Here is a 19,835-nt window from a genome sequence, read left to right as displayed (position 1 = left end):
GAACGAAGCGCCCGGAGGGCCCGCTGGAAGGCGGTCCGAAGGAAGTGTCCGTTCCTTGAGAACTCAACAGCGTGCCAAAAGTCAACGCCAGATATGTTGACATCCCCGGCCGGTCCGTTCGGATCGGTTGGAGATTCCTTTAGTAACAAAACACTAGCGAGGACGCAGTGCGCGGGGCCGCCCTATTCCGGTGGTTGCCGTGCCGCTCAACGCGAGTGGTTACCGGATGACCGGTAGACATTCACGGAGAGTTTGATCCTGGCTCAGGACGAACGCTGGCGGCGTGCTTAACACATGCAAGTCGAACGGTGAAGCCCTTCGGGGTGGATCAGTGGCGAACGGGTGAGTAACACGTGGGAAATCTGCCCTGCACTCTGGGACAAGCCTTGGAAACGAGGTCTAATACCGGATATGACCTGCTCCTCGCATGGGGGTGGGTGTAAAGCTCCGGCGGTGCAGGATGATCCCGCGGCCTATCAGCTTGTTGGTGGGGTAATGGCCTACCAAGGCGACGACGGGTAGCCGGCCTGAGAGGGCGACCGGCCACACTGGGACTGAGACACGGCCCAGACTCCTACGGGAGGCAGCAGTGGGGAATATTGCACAATGGGCGAAAGCCTGATGCAGCGACGCCGCGTGAGGGATGACGGCCTTCGGGTTGTAAACCTCTTTCAGCAGGGAAGAAGCGCAAGTGACGGTACCTGCAGAAGAAGCACCGGCTAACTACGTGCCAGCAGCCGCGGTAATACGTAGGGTGCGAGCGTTGTCCGGAATTATTGGGCGTAAAGAGCTCGTAGGCGGCCTGTCGCGTCGGATGTGAAAGCCCGGGGCTTAACCCCGGGTCTGCATTCGATACGGGCAGGCTAGAGTGTGGTAGGGGAGATCGGAATTCCTGGTGTAGCGGTGAAATGCGCAGATATCAGGAGGAACACCGGTGGCGAAGGCGGATCTCTGGGCCATTACTGACGCTGAGGAGCGAAAGCGTGGGGAGCGAACAGGATTAGATACCCTGGTAGTCCACGCCGTAAACGTTGGGAACTAGGTGTTGGCGACATTCCACGTCGTCGGTGCCGCAGCTAACGCATTAAGTTCCCCGCCTGGGGAGTACGGCCGCAAGGCTAAAACTCAAAGGAATTGACGGGGGCCCGCACAAGCAGCGGAGCATGTGGCTTAATTCGACGCAACGCGAAGAACCTTACCAAGGCTTGACATATACCGGAAAGCTGCAGAGATGTAGCCCCCTTGTGGTCGGTATACAGGTGGTGCATGGTTGTCGTCAGCTCGTGTCGTGAGATGTTGGGTTAAGTCCCGCAACGAGCGCAACCCTTGTTCTGTGTTGCCAGCATGCCTTTCGGGGTGATGGGGACTCACAGGAGACTGCCGGGGTCAACTCGGAGGAAGGTGGGGACGACGTCAAATCATCATGCCCCTTATGTCTTGGGCTGCACACGTGCTACAATGGTCGGTACAAAGGGCTGCGATGCCGCGAGGCGGAGCGAATCCCAAAAAGCCGGCCTCAGTTCGGATTGGGGTCTGCAACTCGACCCCATGAAGTTGGAGTTGCTAGTAATCGCAGATCAGCATGCTGCGGTGAATACGTTCCCGGGCCTTGTACACACCGCCCGTCACGTCACGAAAGTCGGTAACACCCGAAGCCGGTGGCCTAACCCGTAAGGGGAGGAGCCGTCGAAGGTGGGACCAGCGATTGGGACGAAGTCGTAACAAGGTAGCCGTACCGGAAGGTGCGGCTGGATCACCTCCTTTCTAAGGAGCACATAGCAGCTTCGGACGAATGTTCCGGAGTGCTCGCTCATGGGTGGAACGTTGACTATTCGGCACACACGGTTGAAGCCGTCAGTACTGTCCTTCGGGGCGTGGAACGCGAGTGGATGGCGGGTGTGTCGGGCACGTTGTTGGGTCCTGAGGGAACGGCCGTTTGGTCGTTGCTTCAGTGAGCCGGTCCTACTTGAGGATGCCTGTTCGGGTGTTCGAGGGTGGGTGTCTGGTCGTTGTTTGAGAACTGCACAGTGGACGCGAGCATCTGTGGCCAAGTTTTTAAGGGCGCACGGTGGATGCCTTGGCACTAGGAACCGATGAAGGACGTGGGAGGCCACGATAGTCCCCGGGGAGCCGTCAACCAGGCTTTGATCCGGGGGTTTCCGAATGGGGAAACCCGGCAGTCGTCATGGGCTGTCACCCATACCTGAACACATAGGGTATGTGGAGGGAACGCGGGGAAGTGAAACATCTCAGTACCCGCAGGAAGAGAAAACAACCGTGATTCCGGGAGTAGTGGCGAGCGAAACCGGATGAGGCTAAACCGGAGTGGTGTGAGACCCGGCAGGGGTTGCCACTTCGGGGTCGTGGGAAAGTTCTTCAGTCGTCTGCCGGCGGCTGGGTGAGTCAGAAACCGTATGGGTAGTCGAAGGACATGCGAAAGGTCCGGCGTAGAGGGTAAGACCCCCGTAGACGAAACTTGTACGGCTCACTTGAGCTTCTCCCAAGTAGCACGGAGCCCGAGAAATTCCGTGTGAATCTGGCGGGACCACCCGCTAAGCCTAAATATTCCCTAGTGACCGATAGCGGATAGTACCGTGAGGGAATGGTGAAAAGTACCGCGGGAGCGGAGTGAAATAGTACCTGAAACCGTGTGCCTACAAGCCGTGGGAGCGTCGGATGCGCAGCTTGCTGTGTGTCTCGTGACTGCGTGCCTTTTGAAGAATGAGCCTGCGAGTTTGCGGTGTGTAGCGAGGTTAACCCGTGTGGGGTAGCCGTAGCGAAAGCGAGTCCGAATAGGGCGGTTGAGTTGCATGCCCAAGACCCGAAGCGGAGTGATCTAGCCATGGGCAGGTTGAAGCGCGGGTAAGACCGTGTGGAGGACCGAACCCACCAGGGTTGAAAACCTGGGGGATGACCTGTGGTTAGGGGTGAAAGGCCAATCAAACTCCGTGATAGCTGGTTCTCCCCGAAATGCATTTAGGTGCAGCGTCGTGTGTTTCTTGCCGGAGGTAGAGCACTGGATAGGCGATGGGCCTCACCGGGTTACTGACCTTAGCCAAACTCCGAATGCCGGTAAGTGAGAGCACGGCAGTGAGACTGTGGGGGATAAGCTCCATGGTCGAGAGGGAAACAGCCCAGAACACCGACTAAGGTCCCTAAGCGTGTGCTAAGTGGGAAAGGATGTGGAGTCGCAGAGACAACCAGGAGGTTGGCTTAGAAGCAGCCACCCTTGAAAGAGTGCGTAATAGCTCACTGGTCAAGTGATTCCGCGCCGACAATGTAGCGGGGCTCAAGTACACCACCGAAGTCGTGTCATTCACATATATAGGCCCAACGGCTGTGTGGATGGGTAGGGGAGCGTCGTGTGCCGGGTGAAGCAGCGGAGGAATCCAGTTGTGGACGGTACACGAGTGAGAATGCAGGCATGAGTAGCGATACAAGAGTGAGAAACTCTTGCGCCGATTGACCAAGGGTTCCTGGGTCAAGCTGATCTGCCCAGGGTAAGTCGGGACCTAAGGCGAGGCCGACAGGCGTAGTCGATGGACAACGGGTTGATATTCCCGTACCCGCTTTGAAGCGCCAACGTCGAACCTCTTGATGCTAAGCCCGTGAAGCCGGCCCGGAGTCTTCGGACAAAGGGACGTGGTGGAGCCGGTGACCCAACAGGGTAGTAGGTGAGCGATGGGGTGACGCAGGAAGGTAGTCCAGCCCGGGCGGTGGTTGTCCCGGGGTAAGGGTGTAGGCCGAGTGATAGGCAAATCCGTCACTCATTAAGGCTGAGACCTGATGCCGAGCCGATTGTGGTGAAGTGGATGATCCTATGCTGTCGAGAAAAGCCTCTAGCGAGTTTCATGGCGGCCCGTACCCCAAACCGACTCAGGTGGTCAGGTAGAGAATACCGAGGCGTTCGGGTGAACTATGGTTAAGGAACTCGGCAAAATGCCCCCGTAACTTCGGGAGAAGGGGGGCCATTCCTGGTGACGAGTCTTGCACTCCGAGCTGGGGGTGGCCGCAGAGACCAGCGAGAAGCGACTGTTTACTAAAAACACAGGTCCGTGCGAAGCCGTAAGGCGATGTATACGGACTGACGCCTGCCCGGTGCTGGAACGTTAAGGGGACCGGTTAGTCACATTTCGGTGTGGCGAAGCTGAGAACTTAAGCGCCAGTAAACGGCGGTGGTAACTATAACCATCCTAAGGTAGCGAAATTCCTTGTCGGGTAAGTTCCGACCTGCACGAATGGCGTAACGACTTCTCGACTGTCTCAACCATAGGCCCGGTGAAATTGCATTACGAGTAAAGATGCTCGTTTCGCGCAGCAGGACGGAAAGACCCCGGGACCTTTACTATAGCTTGATATTGGTGTTCGGTTCGGCTTGTGTAGGATAGGTGGGAGACTTTGAAACCCAAACGCCAGTTTGGGTGGAGTCGTCGTTGAAATACCACTCTGGTCGTGCTGGATGTCTAACCTGGGTCCGTGATCCGGATCAGGGACAGTGTCTGGTGGGTAGTTTAACTGGGGCGGTTGCCTCCTAAAGAGTAACGGAGGCGCCCAAAGGTTCCCTCAGCCTGGTTGGCAATCAGGTGTTGAGTGTAAGTGCACAAGGGAGCTTGACTGTGAGACTGACGGGTCGAGCAGGGACGAAAGTCGGGACTAGTGATCCGGCGGTGGCTTGTGGAAGCGCCGTCGCTCAACGGATAAAAGGTACCCCGGGGATAACAGGCTGATCTTCCCCAAGAGTCCATATCGACGGGATGGTTTGGCACCTCGATGTCGGCTCGTCGCATCCTGGGGCTGGAGTAGGTCCCAAGGGTTGGGCTGTTCGCCCATTAAAGCGGTACGCGAGCTGGGTTTAGAACGTCGTGAGACAGTTCGGTCCCTATCCGCTGTGCGCGTAGGAGTGTTGAGAAGGGCTGTCCCTAGTACGAGAGGACCGGGACGGACGAACCTCTGGTGTGCCAGTTGTCCTGCCAAGGGCATGGCTGGTTGGCTACGTTCGGGAGGGATAACCGCTGAAAGCATCTAAGCGGGAAGCCTGCTTCGAGATGAGCACTCCCACCTCCTTGAGAGGGTAAGGCTCCCAGTAGACGACTGGGTTGATAGGCCGGATATGGAAGCCCTGTGAGGGGTGGAGTTGACCGGTACTAATAGGCCGAGGGCTTGTCCTCAGTTGCTCGCGTCCACTGTGTTGTTCTGAAACAACGACCCCAGCCAGGTTTGGTCACATGACTGGTGCGGTTGACAGTTTCATAGTGTTTCGGTGGTCATAGCGTGAGGGAAACGCCCGGTTACATTCCGAACCCGGAAGCTAAGCCTCAAAGCGCCGATGGTACTGCAGGGGGGACCCTGTGGGAGAGTAGGACGCCGCCGAACAATCTTTCAGAGAAGCCCCTCCCGGGTCACCCGGGAGGGGCTTCTCGCATTTCCGGACCGAACCGAACCGGACCGCCCCGGCCCGGACCGCACCGGCACGCGGGGGTGGTGCTAGGTCCACCCCGATTGTGGTGCGACCGCCAGTGCCCTCGGTGGCTGCTTGGGGCGAGACTGGCGTTGCCGGCGGTGCAGGGGTGCACCGCCACGACGGCGCGGATCGCCTCAGTTCAGGAGTCATCAGGTGGCAACAGTGGACAACCCGGCACGCAGCGGCGCTGCGGCGCGCTCGGCGATCGAATCGCGTCTCCGTGCCGGGGTGGACTCGTTGGGCCGACTGCCCCTGCTCGTACTGTCCGCCGCCCCCGGTCTCCTGGTCCCGGTGCTCGGGTCGGTCCTGGTGGGAGTGGCCCTGACGGACGCTTTCGGCTCCACCGACCTCGGCGCGCTGCTGAGCTTCGTACTCGCGATCGGGACGCTGTTCTCGCTGGCCGCCCTGTTCGTCCGACGGCAGGCGGACTGGACCCGGTCGCAGGTCGAGCGGTGGTACGGCGTCAGGATCTCCGCAGTCCGCCCGGCCAGGCCGGCACTGGAGCTCGACGAGCGGGGCCACTGGTGGACCGGGTACTCCTACCACCGTGGTCAGGGCACTGCGTACCTGGTCCAGACGGTGCAGTACGCCCTGCGGGATCCGGCGACCCGCCGTGAGATCGGCTGGCTGCTGCTGAACCCGGTGGCGGTCCTGTGCCTGGTCGGGCCGGTGGCCGGGCTGTTGATCGGCGGCCCGTCCATCGCTCTGGACCCGGTCGGCGAGGCCCGGGCGTCCGGGGCTGTGCTGGTCTCGGCCGTGTTCGGGGTCGCGATGACCGTGCTGGGTGTGGTGCTGGCGCCGTACGCCGTCCGGGCCCATGCGGAGCTCGCGCGCCGCGTCCTGGACGGGCGTGCCTCCAACGCCCAGCTCAGCCGTCGGGTCGCCGAGTTGACGGTCACCCGGGCCGACGCGGTGGACAACCAGGCGGCCGAGCTCCGCCGGATCGAGCGTGACCTGCACGACGGTGCGCAGGCGAGGCTGGTGGCGATCGGGTTGACCCTGGGCACCATCGAGCACCTGATGGAGACGGACACCGTGGCTGCCCGCGCCCTGCTCGCCGAAGCGCGGCAGTCCTCGGCGAAGGCGCTCCAGGAGCTGCGGGACCTGGTCCGCGGTATCCACCCCCCGGTCCTGGCGGAGCGCGGACTGGCGGACGCCGTACGGGAGCTGGCGCTGGATGCCGCGCTGCCCGTCGAGGTGACGGTCGGTCTGCCCGGCCGGCCCGAGGCACCGGTGGAGACCGCGATGTACTTCTGTGTGAGTGAACTGCTGGCCAACGCGGCCAAGCACTCGGGGGCCCGGCAGGTGTGGGTGGACATCCTCTACCGGGCCGGCCAGCTGCGGGTGACGGTGACCGACGACGGCCGGGGCGGCGCCGGCCCGGAGCGGGGGAGCGGGCTGCGCGGGATCCAGCGCCGGTTGGGTACCTTCGACGGGGTTCTCCTGCTCGACAGCCCGTCGGGTGGCCCGACGACCATGACCATGGAGCTGCCGTGCGAGTTGTCCTCGCCGAGGATCTCTACCTTCTCCGCGAAGGCCTGACGCGGCTGTTGGAGGCCCACGGGTTCACCATCGCGGCCGCCGTGGAGACCGGGCCCGACCTGTTGGCCGCGCTGCTGGAGCACCGGCCGGACGTCGCGGTGGTGGACGTCCGGCTCCCGCCCACGCTGACCGACGAGGGACTGCAGGCCGCGTTGGCGGCGCGTCGTCAGATCCCCGGGCTCCCGGTGCTGGTGCTCTCGCAGCACGTCCAGCAGCTGTACGCACGTGAGTTGCTCGCGGACGGCTCGGGCGGGGTGGGCTACCTGCTGAAGGACCGGGTGTTCAACGCCGACCAGTTCATCGACGCGGTTCGCCGAGTGGCCGCCGGCGGCATGGCGATGGACCCGGACGTGATCGCCAAACTGCTGCGCAGCAGCGCCCGTTCGCAGCCGGTCCGGCGGCTCTCCCCACGTGAGCGGGAGGTGCTGTCGCTGATGGCCGAGGGGTGCTCCAACTCGGCGGTGGCGGCCCGACTGCTCATCAGTGACGGAGCTGTCGCGAAGCACATTGCCAATATCTTCACCAAGTTGGAACTGGCCCCCGCCGAGGATGCCAATCGCCGTGTCCTGGCTGTGCTGGCGCACCTCAACGGGGTCGGTGAGGGCTAGCCGCGCCCCCGGGCTGGGGCCAGGGTGAAACGCGTGTACGAGTAGTATCCGGTGGGCCGAAACGGTCCGACGCGCAGTGATCCTGCGCCCGGCGGTGATCCTGCGTCTGACAAGGATGTCCGACGGGAGCGGATCCGGCGGCAGACGGTCGCGTACGGCAGCAGCCGAGTCCCAGGGGTTGATCAACGAATGTCACGTCCATCCCTCACCCGTGCCCATCGGATCCTGCTCGGCCTGGTGGCCGTCGGCGCCTGCCTGATCTCGGGCATCGGCTTCGCGGGTTCCTATGCCGCGGTGCGTGAGCTGGCGCTGGAGAAGGGGTTCGGGACCTTCTCGTACGCCTTCCCGATCGGTGTGGACGCGGGCATCGTGGTGCTCCTCGCGCTGGACCTGGTGCTGACCTGGCTGCGGATCCCGTTCCCGCTGCTGCGGCAGACGGCCTGGCTGCTGACCGCCGCCACGATCGCCTTCAACGCGGCCGCCTCCTGGGGCGACTCGCTGGGCATGGCGATGCACGCCGTCATCCCGGTGCTGTTCGTGGTCGTGGTCGAGGCCTCCCGGCACGCCGTCGGCCGGATCGCGGCGATCACGGCGGACCGGCACATGGAGTCGGTCCGGCTGATGCGCTGGGTGCTGTCGCCGGTGCCGACGTTCCGGCTGTGGCGCCGGATGAAGCTGTGGGAGCTGCGCTCCTACGACGAGACCGTGCGGCTGGAGCAGAACCGGCTGGTCTACCGGGCGCAGCTGCGTTTCCGGTACGGGCGCGGCTGGCGCCGCTCGGCTCCGTTCCAGGCGCTGCTGCCGCTGAAGCTCGCCAAGTACGGCGTGCCGCTCGACCCGAGCGTCCTGGACCGGATCGACGGTCCCCTGCATGCTGTCCAGGGCCCCCAGGCCGGCCGGTCGACGCTGACCACGGCGAGCGTGCAGGAGGTGGCGGCGGTGCGGGGCGAGGCCCTCGCGCAGGCGGACGCCAGGCAGGTCGACGGGAACGGCGAGCAGGTCGAGCAGGACCAGGCCGCGGTGTCGGCGGTGTCCGCGGCGGTGGCCGTGCCGACGCTGGCGAAGCTCGCCGCCGTACGGCTGCGGGACGCGCAGGACCCGCACTCGGACGAGCAGGCCGGACACCCGGTGGCGGAGCAGACCGAGCTGAATGTCTGGACCGCCAGGGCGGTTCGCGCGCACACCGAGCAGATGGAGGAGGCCGCCCGCACGGCGCGGGTGCCGGGTCACATGTCGCCGTGGTTCAAGCCGCCGCGGCCGACCCGTCCGTCGGAGGCCGAGGAGGCGGTGCCCGTCCGCCCGGTCCGGCAGCAGCATGCCGCCCAGCCCAGGGTCACCGAGCAGCACGGCCCGGAGGACTGGGCACAGGAGCAGCGGCGGCCCGGCCGGCAGCCGCAGGCTCCGGGACGGCGGGCGCCCGTCGGCGTCGGCGGGCCGCGGGTGCCGGGCCCGGCGCAGGGCTCGGAGTCGGAGCCGATCCGGATCGGGCACCGCCCGGTGCGCCTCGACGGTGAGCTGCACACCGAGCCGGCCGCCCCGGCGGCCGTGGCCGAGCCGCTGCCCTTCGACCCCGCGGACGCGGCGGACGCCTCGGACCGGGGCGAGAACCGGGGCGAGAACCGGGGCGAGAACCGGCGCGACGAGCGCGGTGTCGATCAGGACGAGCAGTGGGCGGGCCGCCGGCCGGCGGCCGAGCCGCTGGACCCGGACCTCTGCTTCGAGGCTCTGATCAGCTACATGGACGTCTACGGCCACCAGCCGGACCCGCAGCGCTTCGCCGAGTACCTGACCAGGGAGTGGAACGTGGTCGGGACCCGGCCGGACGGTTCGGTGAGCCCCACCGAGCTCGGCCGGATCTGGCAGCACCTGCAGGACCGTTACGTCGCCGCCGGCCGCGAGTGAGCCTGCCGGGCAGGCGGCCGAGCCTCCTGCCGGACGTCCGGTACCGGGCGGTCCGCCCATCGGGCGGCCATTGACGCCCGTGTCCACCGCCACTACCTTCACATCAACAAACTGTTGAATATGTTGTCGTGCGGTGGAGGAGTCCGGATGTCGCAGGTCCTGGTGGACGGTAGCAACCCCGAGGGCGGGGCGTCGTTCTCCGCCGCCGCCCTGGCCGCCGTGGACGCGCTGCTCGCGCCGGTCGACGCGGACCTGGCCCGGCGCTACCCCGGCGACTCCGGCACCCGCCAGCCCGTGCACACGGTCTACGTCCCGGCCGACGCCTTCGAGGCCGGCACGGTCGCCGACTGGGGCCGCCGGGCCCTGGCGGCCTTCGACACCCACGCGGCGACCCCGGCGCAGCTCGCCGAGGCCCTCGGCGTTCCGGCCGACGACCTGGTGGCGGACGTCCACGCCCGGGTCCGCGCCAAGCTGGAGCGCGAGCCGATCGAGGACCTGCGGATCGACTTCGAGGACGGCTACGGGCCGCGCCCCGACGCGGAGGAGGACGCCGCGGCCGTCCGGGCGGCCGAGCTGGTCGCCGCCGCCGTGGCGGAGGGCAGTGCCCCGCCGTACATCGGCATCCGGATCAAGTGCATGGAGGCGGCCGTCCGCGATCGCGGGATCCGCACGCTCCAGCTCTTCCTCTCCACCCTGCTGGCCTCGGGCGGGCTGCCCGAGGGCCTGGTCCTGACGCTGCCGAAGGTGACCTACGCGGAGCAGGTGACGGCGCTGGTACGGCTGCTGGAGGACTTCGAGCAGCGGGCGGGCCTGCCGGCCGGGCGGATCGGGTTCGAGATCCAGATCGAGACCACCCAGGCGATCCTGGGCGCCGACGGCCGGGCCACCGTCGCCCGGATGATCGAGGCCGCCGAGGGCCGGGCCACCGGCCTGCACTACGGCACCTTCGACTACAGCGCCGCCTGTGGGGTCAGCGCCGCCTACCAGAGCATGGACCACCCGGTCGCGGACCACGCGAAGGCCGTGATGCAGGTGGCGGCCGCCGGTACCGGCGTCCGGCTCTCGGACGGCTCGACCAACGTCATCCCGACCGGGCCGACCGAGCAGGTGCACGCCGCCTGGAAGCTCCACCACGACCTGGTCCGCCGTTCCCTGGCCAGGGCCTACTACCAGGGCTGGGACATGCACCCGGCGCACCTGCCGACCCGCTACGCGGCGGTCTACGCGTTCTACCGCGAGGGCCTCGCCGCCGCCGCGGCCCGGCTCGCCGCCTACGTGGCGAAGGCGGGCGGCGACGTGATGGACGAGCCGGCCACCGCCCGGGCGCTCAGCGGGTACGTGCTGCGCGGGCTGGACTGCGGCGCCGTGGACCCGGCCGAGGTCACCGGACTGACCGGCCTGGACCGCAAGCAGCTCGACGCGCTCGCCGGCCGCTGAGCGGGCGCGGCCGGGCGCGGCCGGACGCGGGCCGTCTAGGAGAGGCCGCTGAGCGCAGGTCGCCGGGTACGGGGCGGGGCGGAGCGCCGCGTTAGGCTGGCGGGGTCGACAGGACCCCGCCGGTCTGCTGCTTTCCGAGCAGACGGAGCGCGGTCGGCCGGTCGGCCAGTGAACCCCGGCCGGTCGGCCCCGGCCGGTGAATCCGCGACCCCGCTCTGGAGACCCCCGGACCATGTCGGAGCCCAGCCCGAAGCCGTACCTGACGATCCGGCGCTCCGTCAGCCACGAGACCGAGATCAAGAAGTCCCGGTTCATCTGCCATCTCGCCAGGGTCGCCGACGAGGACGAGGCACAGGCCTTCATCGCGGCCGTCCGCAAGCAGTACTGGGACGCCCGCCACAACTGCACCGCCTTCGTGGTCGGGGACGGCTCGCCCCGGGAGCGGTCCAATGACGACGGCGAGCCCGGCGGTACGGCGGGCGTGCCGATGCTGGAGGTGCTGCGGCGGCGCGGGGTGACCGACACCGTCGCGGTGGTGACGCGCTACTTCGGCGGGATCAAACTCGGTGCGGGCGGGTTGGTCCGGGCGTACGGGAACGCGGTGTCCGAGGCACTGGACGAGGCGGGGCTGCTGGAACGGCGGCCGGTGGCGCTGCTCGCCGTCACCGCCGGGCACACCCGCGCCGGTCGGTTGGAGAACGAACTGCGCGCGGCCGGTTACACGGTGCGCGATCTGGCCTATCAGGCGGACGGGGTGCGGATCGAAGTGGGTGTCCCGGAGGACGAGGTGACGGGTTTTCACGCCTGGCTGGCGGAGGCCACCGGCGGAACGGCCCAGGCCGAGCCGGCCGGCCGCACCTTCGTGGAGGTCCCGGTCTGACCCGACCACGCCCGTCGCGCAGCAGGCAAGAGCTGCCGCGCGGTAACACCCGAACGAATTAACCATGCCCGGCAGCGGAACTTCCGCTCCGGGCCTCTTCGTCTTCTACCACAAGGAGTGCGTACCGGCCCGGCCGGGCGGCCCACCGGGTCGCGAGGCGGGCCGGCCCGCACAGAGCACGCGGAGCAGGCCGGGCGAGCCAGCGCCGGCCGACCCAGATGGAGGACTTCAGGCCCCACCGCCGCACCATGGGAGGTACCTCGCATGACACCCGAGCACGCCCCGCCGCCCTACCGGATGACCGTCACCACACCCCGGACGCACCGGGACACGGTGGCCCTGGCCGACCAACTGCTGGCCACGTGGCTGAAACAGGAGGGCCACGAGGAGCCACCGCCGCCGGCCGAGCGGGCCGCCCCCGCCGAGCAGCCCGGGCCCGCCGAGGCGGCCGAGCGACTGCGACTCGGCGAGCGGGTCCTGCTGGACCGGGACACCGGGGGCCTCCGCGGCCGCATCCCGGGTGCGCGGTACAGCCGCCGCCGGCTGCGCACCCCGGCGGCCCACGGGATCGACCAGCTCACTCTGACGGTGGCCTCCGCCGGCGATCGGCCCAGCTGGGTCCGGCTGGAGGCCGAGCACCTGCCGACCGGCTCCGGGGTCCGAACGTCGAGCCGGGTGCCCGTGCCGGAGCTGGCCCGGGGCCTGCTCCCGCTGCTGGACGCCACCGACGGCCCGGTCGCCATGTCCGTGCAGCCCAGGGTGATAGCCAGGGGCGAGGTCGACGAGCTGATCGACGAGCTGTGCGATCCGGAGCGCCGGCTCCCGGTGGTGATCGCGAGCGTCCCGCCGGCCGTGGCGATGGACGTCTGGCTGGCGGAGGTGGTCCACCCGCTGCTGCGCCAGCTGACGGGCCTCGCCTCGCTCCATGTGCTCGGGCACGCCGCGCTGCCGCTGTTCAACGTGGCGCTGGAGTACCACAAGGTCTACGGCGGTGCCGTGCGCACGTACCTGCCGGAGGTCGACCCGGCCAGCCGCTACGACGGGGCGCGGCACCCGGTGATGCCCCGGCACCGGATCGACGAGGACGTCCGGCGGGCCGCCGCCCTGCTGGCCCGGGAGCCCCGCCGGTTCGCCGCCGAGCTGCCGCTGCCCGATCTGCTCGCCGCCGTCCCGGTGCTCCAGCCGCCGGTGGAGCCGCGGCCCGCGCACTCCCGGCCGGCGCGATCCGAGCAGCCCTCGGCCCGTGCCGCCGCCCGGCCCGCCGTCCCCGGGCAGGCCTCCGCACCGGGCGGCGCCGACCGCTGCGAGCGGCAGTCCCGCGCCGACGAGCTGGAGCGGGTCCGGCGCAGCCTGGACCACTCGCGGCGCCGTGAGGCCCGGCTGCTGGTCGAGACGGACGAGCAGGACGCGGTGCTGCGGCACGTCAGCGCCCAGGTCCGGGCGCTCGCGACCCGGCTGTGCACGCTGGCCGGCCCGGGCGCGGTCGACCACGCGGGCCTGGCCGCGGAGGTCGGCGCGGAGGAGGAGGCCGCTCCGGGCACCTTCGGAGAGCTGGTCTGCCGCTTCCCCGAGTTCCCGCTGCTGGAGTTCACCGGTGACGAGAAGGAGACCCTGGCGCTGGACGGGCAGTGCGACGGCTCCGGCTGGGCCCGGCTCACCTGGGAGGGGCTGACGGCCCTGCAGGAGTACGCGGCGGCGGCCGTCCGGGGCGAGGCGGGCGGCGACTTCAAGCAGTGGTGCGAGCACACCCCGGCCGGCTGCCACCACTTCCCGCCCCGGAAGGCGGTCCGCGGCGAGTCCCGCACGGTCACCAGCCACGGCAAGTGGAAGCGCCAGCGGATGCTGCCGGTGCCGGCCTGCGTCGACTCCTCCCGGCGCGCCTTCATGGGCGCCCATCTGCGGATCGGCGGGGGCGGCACGGCGCCGCGGGTGCACTACCTCGACGACTGCTCGCGCAGCGGCCGGATCTACGTCGGGTACATCGGTCTCCATCTCACCAACACCCGGACGAACTGAGGAGGTTGCCGCACGGCACGGTCGCGGGCCGGCGGCTCCCGGCAGCCGGTGCCATCTGCCCGGCTTGGCTGACCGGGGCCGGGCAACGGTGGACAATGCTGCGTGGGGCCACCGTCGGTGCGCCCCGCCGACCGGTGCCGGACGAGCAGGGGGAACGACCGCCGATGCAGCACTCACCCGAAGGCCGTCCGGACACCACCACCACCACCCTCCAGCCGGGCTTCCTGGCCTCGGTCTTCCGGGATCTCGGCGCCGAGGTCCCGGATCAGGGCACCCGGACGGAGGAGGACACCGCCGCACACGGCCGGGCCGCCGCGCTGACGCACCACCGTACGGTCACCGTCCGGGCCGAGCACGAGCACCTGGCCGATCTGCTGCGCAGGGCCGCCCTGCCGGTGTCCGCGATGGACTTCGAGAGCCAGCTGCGCAGCTACGAGCCGCGCCCGTTCGCCGCCGGGGAGGACGACCCCGCCGTCGGGGCGGAGCCGCGTTGGGCGGACTTCGCGCCGCCCGAGCCGGCCGCGACCGTTCCGGACGAGCCGGCCTCCCGCCGCCTGCTGGACTCCGGCTACCAGCGGGGCCTGGCCCAGGCCCGGCTGGCCCACCAGCGAGCGCTGCGCGAGTGGCGGAGCAGGCAGGCCGAGGCGGCGGACGGCGGTATCCGGGCGGCCCGGCTGGCGCACGAGCAGACCGAGCAGGCCCGGGCCAGGGCGGTCCGGGAGTACAACGAGACGCTGGAGGAGTGCCGCCGCGCCTACCGGCAGTCCGAGCCCGCCGCGGTGGAGTCCCTGCTGGAACGGGCGCTGGCCGCCGCGGAAGGGGCGACCCAGGATCTCCCGGCACCCTGCCGGGCCGTCTTCCGCCGGCTCACCAGTACCGCGGTGCTGGACCTGGACCTGCCGCCGCTCGATCTGGTGCCCTCGCTGGACGGCTACCGCCTGGGCCCGGACGGGGAGATCGAGCCGGTACCGCGCCCGGCGCCCGACCGGGCCTCGGACTACCTCCGGCTGGCGGCCCGGCTGGCGCTGCGCGCCCTCCAGGCGGCGGACGCGGTCGACACCGACGAGATGCTCGCCGGGGTGGTGCTCAACGGCTGGCTGCGCAGGCCCGACGCCGAGCCGCTCTGCCTGTTGAGTGTGGACGCCGACCGGGACGCGCTCGCCCGCACCCGGCTGCTGCCGGCCGGTGACACCGAGCCGATGGCGGGCCACCCCGGCGAAGCCCCGGACGGCCAGGGTGTCTACGCGGACGCGGAGCAGGACGAGGCGCTCGTCCGGCTGCGGGAGCTGGCCGCGGTGGTCACCCCCGATCCCTACACACCGGTGGAGGTCGAGCCGAGTGGCACGGTCGGGGCGGCGGTGCCCGCGGTGGACGAGCTCTCGCCGAACGAATTCGCCCATCTGATCCGGGAGTTGCTCACCAAGGGCGGTCTGGCCGGGTGGAGCGTCCGGCTGCGCGGCCCGGCCGGTCTGGTGGCGACCGGTGAGGGCGGGCCCGGCAGCGCGTTGCCGGGCCGCTGGGTGGTCTGGGCCTCGCGTGAGCCGGAGCCCGTCGGCGAGGAGCAGCTGCGCACACTCGCCGAGGCCGTCCGCGAGGAGGGCGCGGAGCGCGGCCTGCGCCTCACCACCGGGCGGTTCACCGACTCGGCGCTCGACCTGGCGGCCGGCGGACGGCACGACCACATCCACCTGATCGACGGCCGGGGCGTCCAGGAGCTGGCCCGGACGCACCTCGGCCTCCCGCTCACCGCCGCCGGCTGAGCCGGGCCCGACCCGGCGACCGCGCACCCACGTGCGGCCACCGCGGTACCGCCGCCTCTCGCAGCGCACCGTCAGGCCGCTCGCCGTCGCGCCGCTCACCGACCGGTCGGGTCGGCTGTCACTCTGGTCGGATGGGAATCCGATTCATCGACCGGTGGCGGGCACGGCGTCGTCGGCGTGCGGCTCCGGCCGGCGTCACGGGGACGGCTGGCGGCGCGCCCGAAGCGGAGGGCGGTGCGACGACGGGCCGAGGCGAGGACCGGCCGGAGGACCAGCAGGAGGCGATGGCCGAACTGTTCGCCGAGTGCGGGCTGCTGCGCGAGCTGGCCGAGTCGGAGGGGCTGCGGCTCGACGACGGGGCCGACTCGCTGACCGCCCTCGACCAGGTGCTGCCCCGCTGGCGGGACCACCCCGAGGTCTCGGACTGGCTGGGCAACGACGCGGGGCTCTACCTCGGCACGGTGATCCGCCGCACCGTGCCGGGTGCGCAGTGGCGGCTCGACGCGCACGGACGGCCGCTGCTGGTGCTGCCCACGGGGCTCGAACTGGACGTGACGGCGCTCGGGCACAACTGGGCCGACCAGGGAGCGCCCCAACTGTCCGCGGTCTACCTCGCGGCCACCGACGGCTGACCCACCCACCCACCACCCACCACCCACCGCCGCCGAGAACCCGCCACGCCGCCACGCCGCCACGCCGGCACCCGGCATCCGGGCATCCGCCCCCCGACGCGCCGTCACCCCGACGGGCCGTCCGACGCGCGGTGCGGTGCCGCCGCGCACAGGCTGGGCGCAGGTCCTGGCACAGCCGGACCCGGGCCGGACGGCTGCGCCCGTGGGCAGCGGTCCCCGCAGCCGTCCGGCCCCAGGCGTGCCGGTACCGTGGCACCCGGGGCAGCCGGGCCCCTCGGCAGGGAGCCGGCGGGGCCGGAGGGGAGCGCCACGATGACCGCCGTGCTCGTCGCCGCAGGCGCCTTCCTGATGACCCTGATCGGCGGCTTCGTCGCCCAGCGCACCGGGGACCGCCGCCACCTGGTGCTCGGGTTCGCGGCCGGTCTGATGCTCGGGGTGGTCGCCTTCGATCTGCTGCCGGAGGCGCTGGCCGCGGCCCCGGACGAGGTGCACGGGGTGCCGCAGGCACTGCTGATGTTCGCGGCGGGGTTCCTGGTGATCCACATCGTGGAGCGCGCGGTGGCCATCCACCGGGGCCACGAGGGCGAGTACGCCGAGCACACGCACGGGCACCGGCACCAGCACGTGGGGACCCAGCGGGTCGGCCTGGCGGCGGCGATCGCGCTGGTCGCGCACAGCGTGATGGACGGTTTCGCGATCGGTGCGGCCTTCCAGGCGGGCAGCACGGTCGGCACCGTGGTCGCGATCGCGGTGGTGGCACACGACTTCGCGGACGGCTTCAACACGTACACCATCACCCGGCTGTACGGGAACGACCGGCGGCGGGCGCTGACGCTGCTCACGGCCGACGCGCTGGCGCCGGTGACGGGGGCGGGCATCACGCTGCTGTTCACCATCCCGGAGGAACTGCTCGGCCTCTACCTGGGTTTCTTCGCCGGCTTTCTGCTGTATCTGGCGACCTCGGACATCCTGCCGGAGGCGCACAGCCCGCATCCGTCCCGGTCGACGCTGCTGTGCACGCTGGTGGGTGTGGGGTTCATGTGGCTGGTGATCGGTTTCGCGAGCTGACGGTCAGGCCCCTGGATTCGTCGGCCCCGCCGCCGCTCAGACGGCCAGGCCGTCCCATTGCTCGCGCATCGCGGTCAGCGCCGCGGTGATGGCGGGCCGCCGGGAGGCCTGGCTGCGCCAGAGCGCGAAGACCCGCCGGGACGGCTCGGGCTCCACCGGCCTGGCCACCACCCCGGCGGGCAGCGGCCCCCGCCCCAGCCGGGGGACCAGCCCGAGGCCGAGACCGGCGTCGATCAGGGCGATCTGGGTCTCGAACTCGCCCACCTGGTAGACCACGTCCGGCTCCTCGCCGGCCTCGCGCATGGTGCGCACCAGCCAGTCGTGGCAGATGTTGCCCGGCGGCACGCTGATCCAGCGCCGTCCGAGCAGCCGGGCGACCGGTACCACGGCGAGTTCGGTGAGCGGATCCCCGGCGGGCAGCAGCAGGTCGACCGGGTCGGGGCCGAGGTCGAGCCGGGAGAGCCCGGCGGGGACGGACAGCGGCACCGTCGGCCAGTCCTGGACCAGCGCGAGGTCGACCTCGCCGCGGGCCACCAGTTCGGCCGCGAGGTAGGGGTCGGTCTCCAGCAGCCGCACGTCCAGTTCGGGGCAGCGCTCCCGCAGGTCCGCCAGGGCTCGGGGGAGCAGGCCGCGCGCTCCGGTGGCGAAGGCGGCGATCAGCAGCCGGCCGACGGCCTGGCCGCGCTGTTCCTCCAGGGTGACCTCGGCCTGCTCGACCAGGGCGAGCAGTTGCTGCGCGGTCTCGGCCAGCCGGCGGGCGGCGTCGGTGAGGACCACGCCGCGGCCCTGGCGCTCCAGCAGGACGGTGCGGGTCTCGCGCTCCAGCTTGGCGATCTGCTGCGAGACCGCCGACGGAGTGAAGCCGAGCGCGCCCGCCGCCCGGCCCACCGACCCGTGCACCGCCACCGCGTGCAGGGCCCGCAGGCGTCCGAGATCCATCATCCGCGCCACCCGGTGCTCCGGCCGCGCCGTCGGCTCGGCGCGGTGATGCAGCAATGCTAAACGGTCTGCTTCAGAACTCGTTGCTGGTGCTACACGTTCCCGTCCGGCCATGCTCGTCCCATGCCAGCGACCACTGCCACCATGAGCCCCCGTCACATCGCCCTGGCGGTGCTGATCGCCGCCGTCTGGGGCCTCAACTTCGTCCTGATCCACGTCGGACTGGAGAACTTTCCGCCGCTGCTCTTCTGCGCCCTGCGGTTCGCGGTGGTGGCGGTGCCGGCGGTGTTCCTGGTGGGGCCGCCCCGGGTCGCCCGGCGGTGGATCGTCGCGGTCGGCTGCACGCTCGGGGTGGTGAAGTTCGGGCTGCTCTTCCTCGGGATGCACGCGGGTATGCCGGCCGGACTGTCCTCGCTGGTGCTGCAGAGCCAGGCGGTGTTCACCGCAGTGTTCGCCGCGGCGATGCTGCGCGAGCGGCCCACCCGTCTGCGGGCGGCGGGCCTGGCGGTCGCCTTCGGCGGGATCCTGCTGGCCGCGGTGGACCGCGGGCTCGACGGCCCGGTCGGCGCCTTCGCCCTGGTGATCGCCTCGGCCGCGTTCTGGGGGCTGTCCAACGTGCTGACCCGCAAGGCCTCGCCGCCGGACGCGCTGCGCTGGATGGTCTGGGTCAGTGCCGTCCCGCCGCTGCCGCTGCTCGTCCTGTCACTGCTGGTCGAGGGTCCGGCGGCGGATCTGCGGGCGCTGGCCGGGATCGACCTGGCGGGGCTGGGCGCGATCGCCTACGTCGGCCTGGTCTCCACCCTGTTCGGGTTCGTCGCCTGGAGTTTCCTGCTGCGCAGCTACGACGCCTCGGCGGTCGCGCCGTACTCGCTGCTGGTGCCGGTGTTCGGGATGTCCTCGTCCTGGCTGCTGCTGGGGGAGCGGTTCAGCCCGACGGCGGCCGTCGCGGCCGTGCTGGTGATCGCCGGGATCGGTCTCACCGCGGTGCGTCCTCGTCGGCCGGGCGCCGCGGCGGGAGCCGCGCCTCGTACGCCGACTCCGCCCCGCGCAGTGCCTGCAGCAGGGCGGTCTGCTCGGCAGGGCTGACCGGGGCGAAGTACTCCTGGGCGACCTCGTGCCGGACCTGCCCGATCCGCTCCAGGGCCGCCCACCCGGCGTCGGTCAGGACCAGGCGCACCGCCCGCCGGTCGGTCGGATCGGGCGTGCGGGTGACCAGGCCGGCCTCCTCCAGGGCGTCCACCACGGTGGTGGCCGAGCGGGGCGCGATGTGCAGCCGGTCGGCCAGCTCGCTCAGCCGCATGGTCTCCCGGCCCTCGCAGCCCGGGGCGTGCGCGAGCGTGCGCAGGGCGCGGGCCTGGCCGGGGGTGATCCCGTACGGCTCCAGCCGCTGCATGGTCTGCCGACGGATCCGCTTCATCGCCCGGGTGAGCGCGTCGGCGAGTTCGGCGGCGGTGTCGGCCGTCGGCGGGGTGGTCATGGCGGGCTCCGGGCTCGGTGTGCCCCTGGCCGGAGGCCGGGGAAGGGTGGGGTCAGGGTATCCGGCGGGCGGAGGCGATCTCGCCCCTCAAGATATTGAGCCAAGCTCAGCAT

At 69.9% G+C, this 19,835-nt stretch carries 12 protein-coding genes and 3 rRNA genes; 13 read left to right on the top strand and 2 right to left on the bottom strand.

Annotated elements, in window-relative coordinates:
- Positions 1-240: 240 nt before the first annotated feature.
- The 12 genes from OG871_RS14295 (at position 241) to OG871_RS14240 (ending at position 17,306) form a co-directional block, all read left to right on the top strand.
- Positions 241-1,764: ribosomal RNA gene (locus OG871_RS14295) — 16S ribosomal RNA — on the top strand.
- Positions 1,765-2,045: 281 nt separating this feature from the next.
- A 23S ribosomal RNA gene (locus tag OG871_RS14290) occupies positions 2,046-5,168 on the top strand.
- Positions 5,169-5,256: 88 nt separating this feature from the next.
- Positions 5,257-5,373: ribosomal RNA gene (gene rrf / locus OG871_RS14285) — 5S ribosomal RNA — on the top strand.
- Together the 16S, 23S and 5S rRNA genes form the textbook arrangement of a ribosomal RNA operon.
- A 241-nt stretch (positions 5,374-5,614) precedes the next feature.
- Positions 5,615-7,003 carry a histidine kinase gene (locus OG871_RS14280; protein WP_371497137.1) on the top strand — a complete coding sequence of 463 codons (1,389 nt, stop codon included), beginning with the start codon at positions 5,615-5,617 and terminating at the stop codon, positions 7,001-7,003.
- Positions 6,955-7,611, top strand: coding sequence for a response regulator (locus OG871_RS14275; protein ID WP_371497136.1), 657 nt, complete (start codon positions 6,955-6,957; stop codon positions 7,609-7,611). The genes OG871_RS14280 and OG871_RS14275 overlap by 49 nt, the downstream gene beginning before the upstream one ends.
- A 189-nt stretch (positions 7,612-7,800) precedes the next feature.
- A complete protein-coding gene (locus tag OG871_RS14270) occupies positions 7,801-9,513 on the top strand; it encodes a DUF2637 domain-containing protein (RefSeq protein WP_371497135.1) in 1,713 nt (570 codons plus the stop codon).
- A gap of 147 nt (positions 9,514-9,660) precedes the next feature.
- Complete coding sequence (locus tag OG871_RS14265; protein ID WP_371497134.1) at positions 9,661-10,950, top strand: aldolase/citrate lyase family protein; 1,290 nt, start codon at positions 9,661-9,663, stop codon at positions 10,948-10,950.
- Between the two features lie 232 nt (positions 10,951-11,182).
- On the top strand, positions 11,183-11,830 hold the full coding sequence (locus tag OG871_RS14260) for a YigZ family protein (protein ID WP_371497133.1): 648 nt from the start codon (positions 11,183-11,185) through the stop codon (positions 11,828-11,830).
- A 264-nt stretch (positions 11,831-12,094) separates the two neighbouring features.
- On the top strand, positions 12,095-13,846 hold the full coding sequence (locus tag OG871_RS14255) for a hypothetical protein (RefSeq protein WP_371497132.1): 1,752 nt from the start codon (positions 12,095-12,097) through the stop codon (positions 13,844-13,846).
- A gap of 164 nt (positions 13,847-14,010) precedes the next feature.
- Positions 14,011-15,606: a restriction endonuclease gene (locus OG871_RS14250; protein ID WP_371497131.1), complete on the top strand. Its 1,596-nt coding sequence runs from the start codon at positions 14,011-14,013 to the stop codon at positions 15,604-15,606.
- Between the two features lie 131 nt (positions 15,607-15,737).
- The gene (locus OG871_RS14245) at positions 15,738-16,238 is read left to right on the top strand and encodes a DUF6278 family protein (RefSeq protein WP_371497130.1); all 501 of its coding nucleotides are present in this window, start codon (positions 15,738-15,740) and stop codon (positions 16,236-16,238) included.
- Positions 16,239-16,550: 312 nt separating this feature from the next.
- The gene (locus tag OG871_RS14240; RefSeq protein ID WP_371497129.1) at positions 16,551-17,306 is read left to right on the top strand and encodes a ZIP family metal transporter; all 756 of its coding nucleotides are present in this window, start codon (positions 16,551-16,553) and stop codon (positions 17,304-17,306) included.
- A 36-nt stretch (positions 17,307-17,342) separates the two neighbouring features.
- On the opposite strand, the gene OG871_RS14235 is transcribed toward OG871_RS14240, so the two are convergent.
- A complete protein-coding gene (locus OG871_RS14235) occupies positions 17,343-18,248 on the bottom strand; it encodes a LysR substrate-binding domain-containing protein (protein WP_371503307.1) in 906 nt (301 codons plus the stop codon).
- Positions 18,249-18,389: 141 nt separating this feature from the next.
- On the opposite strand from OG871_RS14235, the gene OG871_RS14230 reads away from it, so the two are divergent.
- Complete coding sequence (locus OG871_RS14230) at positions 18,390-19,331, top strand: EamA family transporter (protein WP_371503306.1); 942 nt, start codon at positions 18,390-18,392, stop codon at positions 19,329-19,331.
- On the opposite strand, the gene OG871_RS14225 is transcribed toward OG871_RS14230, so the two are convergent.
- A complete protein-coding gene (locus OG871_RS14225) occupies positions 19,222-19,722 on the bottom strand; it encodes a MarR family winged helix-turn-helix transcriptional regulator (RefSeq protein ID WP_371497128.1) in 501 nt (166 codons plus the stop codon). The genes OG871_RS14230 and OG871_RS14225 overlap by 110 nt on opposite strands.
- Between the last annotated feature and the right edge of the window lie 113 nt (positions 19,723-19,835).

The sequence above is a fragment of the Kitasatospora sp. NBC_00374 genome (assembly GCF_041434935.1).
GTDB lineage: Bacteria > Actinomycetota > Actinomycetes > Streptomycetales > Streptomycetaceae > Kitasatospora.
The sequence above is the reverse complement of the archived record's forward strand: the minus strand, read 5'-3'. Positions and strand labels throughout refer to the sequence as shown.

Coding starts and splice junctions, on each gene's coding strand:
- OG871_RS14270 (WP_371497135.1), top strand. CDS start 7,801: ATGTCACGTCCATCCCTCACCCGTGCCCATCGGATCCTGCTCGGCCTG.
- OG871_RS14265 (WP_371497134.1), top strand. CDS start 9,661: ATGTCGCAGGTCCTGGTGGACGGTAGCAACCCCGAGGGCGGGGCGTCG.
- OG871_RS14260 (WP_371497133.1), top strand. CDS start 11,183: ATGTCGGAGCCCAGCCCGAAGCCGTACCTGACGATCCGGCGCTCCGTC.
- OG871_RS14255 (WP_371497132.1), top strand. CDS start 12,095: ATGACACCCGAGCACGCCCCGCCGCCCTACCGGATGACCGTCACCACA.
- OG871_RS14250 (WP_371497131.1), top strand. CDS start 14,011: ATGCAGCACTCACCCGAAGGCCGTCCGGACACCACCACCACCACCCTC.
- OG871_RS14245 (WP_371497130.1), top strand. CDS start 15,738: ATGGGAATCCGATTCATCGACCGGTGGCGGGCACGGCGTCGTCGGCGT.
- OG871_RS14240 (WP_371497129.1), top strand. CDS start 16,551: ATGACCGCCGTGCTCGTCGCCGCAGGCGCCTTCCTGATGACCCTGATC.
- OG871_RS14235 (WP_371503307.1), bottom strand. CDS start 18,248: ATGATGGATCTCGGACGCCTGCGGGCCCTGCACGCGGTGGCGGTGCAC.
- OG871_RS14230 (WP_371503306.1), top strand. CDS start 18,390: ATGAGCCCCCGTCACATCGCCCTGGCGGTGCTGATCGCCGCCGTCTGG.
- OG871_RS14225 (WP_371497128.1), bottom strand. CDS start 19,722: ATGACCACCCCGCCGACGGCCGACACCGCCGCCGAACTCGCCGACGCG.